The organism is Streptomyces sp. NRRL F-5630, assembly GCF_000719475.1.
GTDB lineage: Bacteria > Actinomycetota > Actinomycetes > Streptomycetales > Streptomycetaceae > Streptomyces.
The window spans coordinates 106,686-113,581 of the sequence record NZ_JOGO01000012.1; the positions used below are offsets into that span (position 1 = coordinate 106,686).

7 protein-coding genes and 1 pseudogene are annotated in these 6,896 nt (G+C 74.1%); 4 read left to right on the forward strand and 4 right to left on the reverse strand.

Translation table 11 applies throughout. From position 1 onward, the window contains the following. The first annotated feature begins 46 nt into the window (after nucleotides 1-46). Nucleotides 47-919 (forward strand): undecaprenyl-diphosphate phosphatase, encoded by an 873-nt coding sequence (locus IF99_RS0108550; RefSeq protein ID WP_030995765.1) that lies wholly within the window; start codon nucleotides 47-49, stop codon nucleotides 917-919. A gap of 240 nt (nucleotides 920-1,159) precedes the next feature. Continuing rightward, on the forward strand, nucleotides 1,160-1,342 hold the full coding sequence (locus IF99_RS0108555; RefSeq protein ID WP_030995766.1) for a hypothetical protein: 183 nt from the start codon (nucleotides 1,160-1,162) through the stop codon (nucleotides 1,340-1,342). A 197-nt stretch (nucleotides 1,343-1,539) separates the two neighbouring features. Here the strand turns inward: IF99_RS0108555 and IF99_RS0108560 are convergent, their stop codons facing one another. Beyond that, nucleotides 1,540-2,022: a hypothetical protein gene (locus tag IF99_RS0108560; RefSeq protein ID WP_030995767.1), complete on the reverse strand. Its 483-nt coding sequence runs from the start codon at nucleotides 2,020-2,022 to the stop codon at nucleotides 1,540-1,542. A gap of 141 nt (nucleotides 2,023-2,163) precedes the next feature. After that, the gene (locus IF99_RS0108565) at nucleotides 2,164-2,805 is read right to left on the reverse strand and encodes an HAD family hydrolase (RefSeq protein ID WP_030995768.1); all 642 of its coding nucleotides are present in this window, start codon (nucleotides 2,803-2,805) and stop codon (nucleotides 2,164-2,166) included. Nucleotides 2,806-3,213: 408 nt separating this feature from the next. Here IF99_RS0108565 and IF99_RS0108570 point away from each other — a divergent pair, with 408 nt between their 5' ends. Next, the gene (locus IF99_RS0108570; RefSeq protein WP_037826613.1) at nucleotides 3,214-4,743 is read left to right on the forward strand and encodes a DHA2 family efflux MFS transporter permease subunit; all 1,530 of its coding nucleotides are present in this window, start codon (nucleotides 3,214-3,216) and stop codon (nucleotides 4,741-4,743) included. 305 nt (nucleotides 4,744-5,048) lie between these two features. Here IF99_RS0108570 and IF99_RS0108575 read toward each other — a convergent pair whose 3' ends face one another. Then, nucleotides 5,049-5,963 carry a Gfo/Idh/MocA family protein gene (locus IF99_RS0108575; RefSeq protein WP_030995770.1) on the reverse strand — a complete coding sequence of 305 codons (915 nt, stop codon included), beginning with the start codon at nucleotides 5,961-5,963 and terminating at the stop codon, nucleotides 5,049-5,051. 176 nt (nucleotides 5,964-6,139) lie between these two features. Further along, entirely contained in the window at nucleotides 6,140-6,520 is a 381-nt protein-coding gene (locus IF99_RS0108580; RefSeq protein WP_030995771.1) for a hypothetical protein, read from the reverse strand. A 128-nt stretch (nucleotides 6,521-6,648) separates the two neighbouring features. Between IF99_RS0108580 and IF99_RS34770 the strand changes: the two are divergent. After that, a pseudogene (locus IF99_RS34770) lies at nucleotides 6,649-6,896 on the forward strand (hypothetical protein); the annotation flags it as partial.

Consider the following 6,896-nt stretch of genomic DNA (forward strand, 5'->3'; position numbering starts at 1 on the left):
CCGCTCCCGGTTCCGTACCTGACCACCGTGGGACGGCTGCGCGTTCATGTCTTGGTTCGAATCCTTCATCCTCGGTCTGGTCCAGGGCCTGACCGAGTTCCTCCCGATCTCGTCGAGCGCGCACCTGCGGCTCGCCGCCGCCTTCGCGGGCTGGCACGACCCGGGGGCGGCGTTCACGGCGATCACCCAGATCGGCACGGAATGCGCGGTGATCCTGTACTTCCGCAAGGACATCGGGCGGATCATCGCCGCGTGGTTCAGGTCCCTGACGAGCCGTGAGGCCCGCCGCGACCACGACGCGAAGATGGGCTGGCTCGTGATCGTCGGCTCGATCCCGATCGGCGTGCTCGGGATCACGCTGCAGGACCAGATCGAGGGGCCGTTCCGCGACCTGCGGCTCATCGCGACGACGCTCGTCGTCATGGGCCTCGTCCTCGGCTTCGCCGACTTCCTCGCGGCACGCGACGAGAACGGCGGCAGACACCGCGCGGGCGGGCAGCGCAAGACGCTCGACGACCTCGGCGTACGGGACGGGCTCATCTACGGCTTCTGCCAGGCGCTGGCGCTGGTCCCCGGCGTCTCGCGCTCGGGCGCGACGATCAGCGGCGGCCTGCTCATGGGCTACACGCGCGCCGCGGCGGCGCGGTACTCCTTCCTGCTCGCGATCCCCGCCGTACTCGCCTCGGGGATCTTCGAGCTGAAGGACGCGGGCAAGGGGCACGTCGCCTGGGGCCCGACGCTCTTCGCGACGGTCATCGCGTTCGCCGTCGGGTACGCGGTCATCGCATGGTTCATGCGGTACATCAGCCACCGCAGCTTCCTCCCCTTCGTGATCTACCGCGTCGCGCTCGGCCTCGCGCTCTTCGGCCTCGTGCAGAGCGGGGCCCTGAGCCCGCACGCGGGCGAGTCGGCGGGCTGAGGCACGCCGGGCGGGACGCCGCGACGGTGCGTACGGCGTCGGCGCAGGTCAGGGGGGTGTGCGGGGTGAGCGTCGGGGACAGGGGCGGCGAAATGAGGCCGAGATCACAAAAGCCGCCCACAAGGGGGCGTTTGAGGGATGATCAAGCAGGTCAGGAGGGTCGCACACACCGCACTCCGAGGCAACGAACGGTACCGACGGGGCAGCGGTCCGTCACCTTCACCCCCTAGGCTGGGACACATGTCCGCCAATCCACTCACTTCCGCTCAGCCCGCCCGCTCAGCCGCCGCCGTCAACGAGGAGATCCGCAGCCTCTGGCTGCGCGCGGGCGGCCACCTCACGGCGGAGCAACGCGTCGAGTACGAGCGGCTCATCACCGAGTGGGCCGCGGCGGTACGGCGCGAGGTCGTCCCGGCGGCCTGAAGCGGGGCCCGGTCCGCCGTCCACCCCCTCCCCCGGCCCCGCAGCCTCCTTCCCGGCGGCGTTCACGCCCTACACGGCTCAACGCTCGCGACGGGGAGTCCGGCACAGTCCCGTCCCGCGCCGAAGTCCGCCCCGCCGCGGCCGGAGAGGAAGGCGGCCACGACGGGCCCGGTGCGCGTCGAGCCCGTCCGCCGTCGTCATCCGGCGTCCGCCGGGGGCCGCGACGCGCGGGCCCGCGCGTCGTGCAGGGCCGTCTGCGTCCACAGCGTCGCGCCGAGCAGCAAGCCGGCGGCGAGGGCTCCCGCCGTCCTTCCGAAGAGCGGTGCGAGCAACCAGCCCGCTCCGTACAGCGCGGCCTGCACGAGCGTGGGCGTCAGGCGCTGCCACATCGTGGCGCGGTCCCCCGGCCACGCGAGGACGCGCGAGCGCCGTACCGCGACGTAGTGCACCACGACGAAGGCGGCGGCGAGCAGGCACAGGAGCACTCCCGCCAGGTCATCGGCGCGGGCGGGCCAGGGGGCGCCGCCGAGCGCGAAGACCGCCGCGCCGAGCACGCCGCGCGCGGGGGCGAACCAGCGCGGCCAGGAGTGCGGCGCGCGAGCCGCGGCCTCCGGCCGCCCGGCGGGGTCAAGCGTCCGCTCCGCGTACGTCGTCGCTCCCGGCTCCGGCCCGTTCGGCACCGCGTGTCCCCCTGCTCATCGTGTCCTGCCCGCCCCACAGGCTGGCACATACCTTTGCGCGCCAAAAGCAGGGAGGAGTAGAGGAGTTGTCCCGCTGCGACGCGCAAGCGGTGCGGAAGTCGTGACGACGGGGGCCGGGCGTCACGCGCGCAGCGCCACCTCCAGCCGGGTCAGCGAGTCCACGCTCCAGTCGGCCGCCGCCCGCACGGTGGCGTCGTCCGCCCACCAGTGCCCCCAGGGCCCGCGGCGCAGGTGGGCGACCCGGAGCCCCGCCGTCTTCGCGGGGAAGACGTCGTGCGCGGGGTGGTCGCCCACGTAGACCGTCTCGGCGGGCTCCGTGCCCGCCTCCTTGAGCACGCGCGCGAAGAAGTCGGGCGAAGGCTTGGCGAGCCCCCACTCCTCGGAGGTGGCGAGGAGGTCCACGGGGAGATCGAGGTCGCGCAGGAGCTGGCCCGCGCGGGCGGTCTGGTTGCCCACGACGAGGACGCGGTGGCCGCGCTCACGCAGCGCGGCGAGGGCGGGGCGCACGTCGGGGTAGAGGTCGCTCTCGTCGAGGTACTCGCCCCTGCCCACCACGTCGCGCGCCTGCCGGGCCCCGGCGACGTCGATGCCGGGCCGCAGCAGCCGCAGCGCGTCGTCGTGGTCGCCCCCGGCCGCCACCGCGGCGCCGACGAGGGCGGAGACCGTGTGCCGGGGCACGCCCAGCCAGTCGGCCCAGCCCGCCCAGTACCGGTCGTCCTTGACCAAGGTCTCGCCGATGTCGAACACGATCGTCTCGTTCATCCGCGCAGCGTACGAGCATCGGCGCGGCGCACGGCCCAAGCGCGCCGCCGGTCGGGGACACGCCGTACGGCCGGGTGTGCGGGCGGCCGGGGGACGCGCCGGACGGGCGCGCTCCCTCAAGAGAAAGTAAAAAAACGAAACCGTTTCGTTCACCATGCGATCCCCCCGATCGGCCGCTCGCCCCCATTGAGCTGCGTATTCCCGAGGGCCCACGTCGAAGCGGGTGACGCGCGTCTCACGACGCGCGAGGCAAGCTGTTGGAAGCGGCCCGGCAGAGCCCTTACGGTTGCGTACGAAACGGTTTCGTTTCCCAGGTGGCCCGCTCACGGGCCCCGCCGTCCCGCGCCGCCCCACCGGCGCAGTTCCCGTCCCGTCAGCGTTTCCCGACGCGCCCTGGAGCACCAGCCCATGAGTGAATCCACACAGACCCTCGGTCAGCCGGTGGACCGGTCGCCGGCCCCCGCCGGCGCCCCGGTCCCCCGTGAGAAGTCCGCGAACCACCGCTGGTGGGTGCTGGGCGTCATCGCCCTGGCCCAGCTGATGGTGGTCCTGGACGCGACCATCGTGAACATCGCCCTGCCCTCGGCGCAGAAGGCGCTGGAGTTCAGCGACGGCAACAGGCAGTGGGTCGTGACGGCCTACGCCCTCTCCTTCGGCAGCCTCCTGCTGCTCGGCGGCAGGCTCGCCGACCTCCTGGGCCGCAAGACCGTCTTCCTCACCGGCGTCGTCGGCTTCGCGGGAGCCTCCGCGCTCGCCGGTGCCGCGCAGAACTTCGAGATCCTCGTCACGGGCCGCGTCCTCCAGGGCGTCTTCGGGGCGCTCCTCGCCCCCGCCGCGCTCGCCCTGCTGAACACGACGTTCACCGACGCCAAGGAGCGCGCCCGCGCCTTCGGCATCTACGGCGCCATCGCGGGTGCCGGCGGCGGCATCGGCCTCCTGCTCGGCGGCCTGCTCACCGAGCACCTCAGCTGGCGCTGGACGCTCTACGTCAACCTGATCATCGCGGTCTTCGCGCTGATCGGCGGCATCGTCTTCCTCGGCCGCAGCACCGTGAAGGACCGGCCCAAGCTCGACCTCCCCGGCACCGTGCTCGCCTCGGCCGGGCTCTTCGGCCTCGTCTACGGCTTCTCCAACGCGGAGACCCACGACTGGTCCTCGCCGATGACGTGGGGCTTCCTGACCGGCGCTGCCGTCGTGCTCGCCGCCTTCGCCTGGTGGCAGACGCGCAGCTCGCACCCGCTGCTCCCGCTGCGCGTCCTCGCGGACCGCGACCGCGGCGCCTCGTTCCTCCTGGTCGCGATCTCCAGCATGGGCATGTTCGGCGTCTTCCTCTTCCTGACGTACTACCTCCAGGCGTCCCTCGGCTTCACGCCGGTCAAGACCGGCCTCGCCTTCCTGCCGATGATCGGCGCCCTGATGGTGTCGGCCCAGCTCTCCACCAACATGCTGCTGCCCCGCGTCGGCCCCCGGCCGATCGTCCCGCTCGGCATGCTGATGGCCTCCGGCGGTCTCGTCTGGATGACCGGCCTCGACCTCAGCAGCACCTACGCCGCGAACGTGCTGCCCCCGCTGATCGTCATGGGTCTCGGCCTCGGCCTCGTCATGCCGCCCGCGATGAGCCTCGCGACGAGCCGCATCGCGGCGAAGGACGCGGGGGCCGGCTCCGCGGCGGTCAACACGATGCAGCAGGTCGGCGGCGCCATCGGCACCGCGCTGCTCAACACGCTGGCCGCGAGCGCCGCGACCAGCTACCTCGTCGACAAGAAGCCGAGCCCCGGCGTCCTCGCCAAGGCCCAGCTGGAGAGCTACTCGACCGCCTACTGGTGGTCGGCCGCCTTCTTCGCCGCCGGCGCGGTCATCGCGGCCCTCATGTACCGCAGCGGTCGCCCCGACCTGAGCACCGGTGACGGCGAGAGCGCGCCGACGGTGCACATGTGACACCCCTCCCGGCGCCGGAGGCCACCCCTCCGGCGCCGGGCCACCCGCTCCCCGGGCACGCATGAGCGGGCCTGCCCGGGGACACGCCGGAAGCCACGTGGGGACGGAGGCCCAGCCGGCGGCCCGGCCCGGGCACCCCGAAGCGGCATCGCACCGCGGGGGTGTCCGGGCCTTCGGCGTACCGGGCCGCGTCGGCGGGTATCCCGCGCGAACCGGGCGGAAAGAGCGTGGCGCGGGGCGTGCCCACGGCGCCCGAAGCCCGTCGCGAAGGCCGCGCCCGTCCCGTACGGCCGTGCCCCTCCTCCTCAGCTCCGCGCCCCCGCCTCCTCCGCCGCCAGCACGACCCGTTCGCACAGCTCGTGGGTCTCCAGGGCGTCGCGCGCGCTGAGCGGGGTGCCGCTCGCGACGGCGCCGAGGAAGGCTTCGACGCACTGCTCGATGCCGCGCTGGCGGGCGACCGGGGTCCAGTCGCCGCGGCGGCGGACGGTCGGCTGGCCGCGGTGGTCGGTGATCTCGGCGAGGTCGCGCACGACGCGCTTGCTGTCCTGGCCCGAGACCTCCAGGACCTCCTCCGTCGAGCCGCTCACGCGGTTCATGATCCCGAGCGCGGTGAAGCCGGGACCGGCGAGCTGGAGCACGACGTGCGAGAGGAGTCCGTCCTCGCTCGCGCGGGCGTGCACCCGCACCTCGTCGGGGGTGCCGGGGACGAGGAAGCGGAGCGTGTCGACGACGTGGACGAAGTCGTCGAGGACGAAGGTGCGGGCCCGTTCGGGCAGGCCGTGCCGGTTCTTCTGGAGCACGATCAGGTCGCGCGGATGCTCCAGGCACTGGGCGTAGCCGGGCGCGTGACGGCGGTTGAAGCCCACCATGAGCGGGACCCCGCGCTCCTCGGCGAGGTCGACGAGGCGGCGCGACTCCTTCAGCTCGTAGGCGAGGGGCTTGTCGACGTACGTCGGCACCCCCGCCTCCACGAGCCGGGTCACGAGCTCGGGGTGGGCCTCGGTCGCCGCGTGCACGAGCACCGCGTCGGGCCGCGCGGCGAGCACCCCGTCCAGCCCGGTGAGCAGGCGCTCGGGCGGTACGTGGTACTGGGCGCCGAGCCGGTCGAGGGTCGTGGGATTCCGCGTGCACAGGAGCATTTCCGTGTCCGCCCGGGTACCGAGCACCGGCAGGTACGCCTTCTCGGCTATGTCCCCGAGCCCCACGCACGCGATCTTCACGGCACCACCCCTCCGCCAGCGCCCGCGCGGGCCGGATGCCCGCCGCTCCGGGCGCGCTCGCAGCATAAGCGGGCGGGGGACGGGCCGCGCGGGCGGGCGTGGCGGGCCGCGCGGACGGCGTGGCGGGGCGCGGCCCGCACCCCCGGCGGTGCGGGCCTCCTCGATGGCCGCGGTGGTCAGCCGGGGAGGCCGGCCGCCGCGCGCGTGGCCGCGTCGAACTCCACGTACTCGATGACGGCCCCGCCCCGGTGCCGTACGACGAGGTTGCGGCCCGTGGGGGCGGCGCGGGGCGGGGCCAGGATCTCGGCGCCCTCGCGCGCGGCGCGGTCGAGCACCGCGTCGAGCGCGTCCACGACGACGGTGGCCTGCGTGGCACGGACAGGCGCGAGCACCTCGGGCGGGCCCGCGAGGAGCAGGAAACCGCCGATGACGGCGAGTTCGATGCCCCGGTGGGTGAAACGGAGGCGGGGTTCCCCACCCGTCAGGGCGCGGAAGACGGGGAGCGCGGTGTCGAGGTCGTCGACGTGCACGCGGGCGAAGGTGGCGAGTACGGTCATGCGACCACTGTGCCGCGCGTCAGCACGGGCCGGGCCACCACCCCACTCGTCCGGAGGACTTCGCGGCTCCCGGCTTGGTGCGGCGGGGCTCGGCTCCGCACAGTGGCGGGGTGCGAATGACGAGAACCGTGGCCGGAGCACTGCTCGCCCTCGCGGGCGCGGCGCTGTGCGGGTGTGTGAGTGTGCGTGAAGCGGCGGAGGAACCGGCCGAGCCGACGGCGCGGGCGAGCCTCGCGGTGCCGGGGGCGCTCACCGCGTCCACGACACCGCTGCCGAGCGCCCACCCCCGCCGGACGGCCCACTCCGCGGAGCACCGCGAGGACCCCGCGCCACCCCGGCCGGCCCCTCCCCCGCCCCGCACGGCACCGTCCCACGT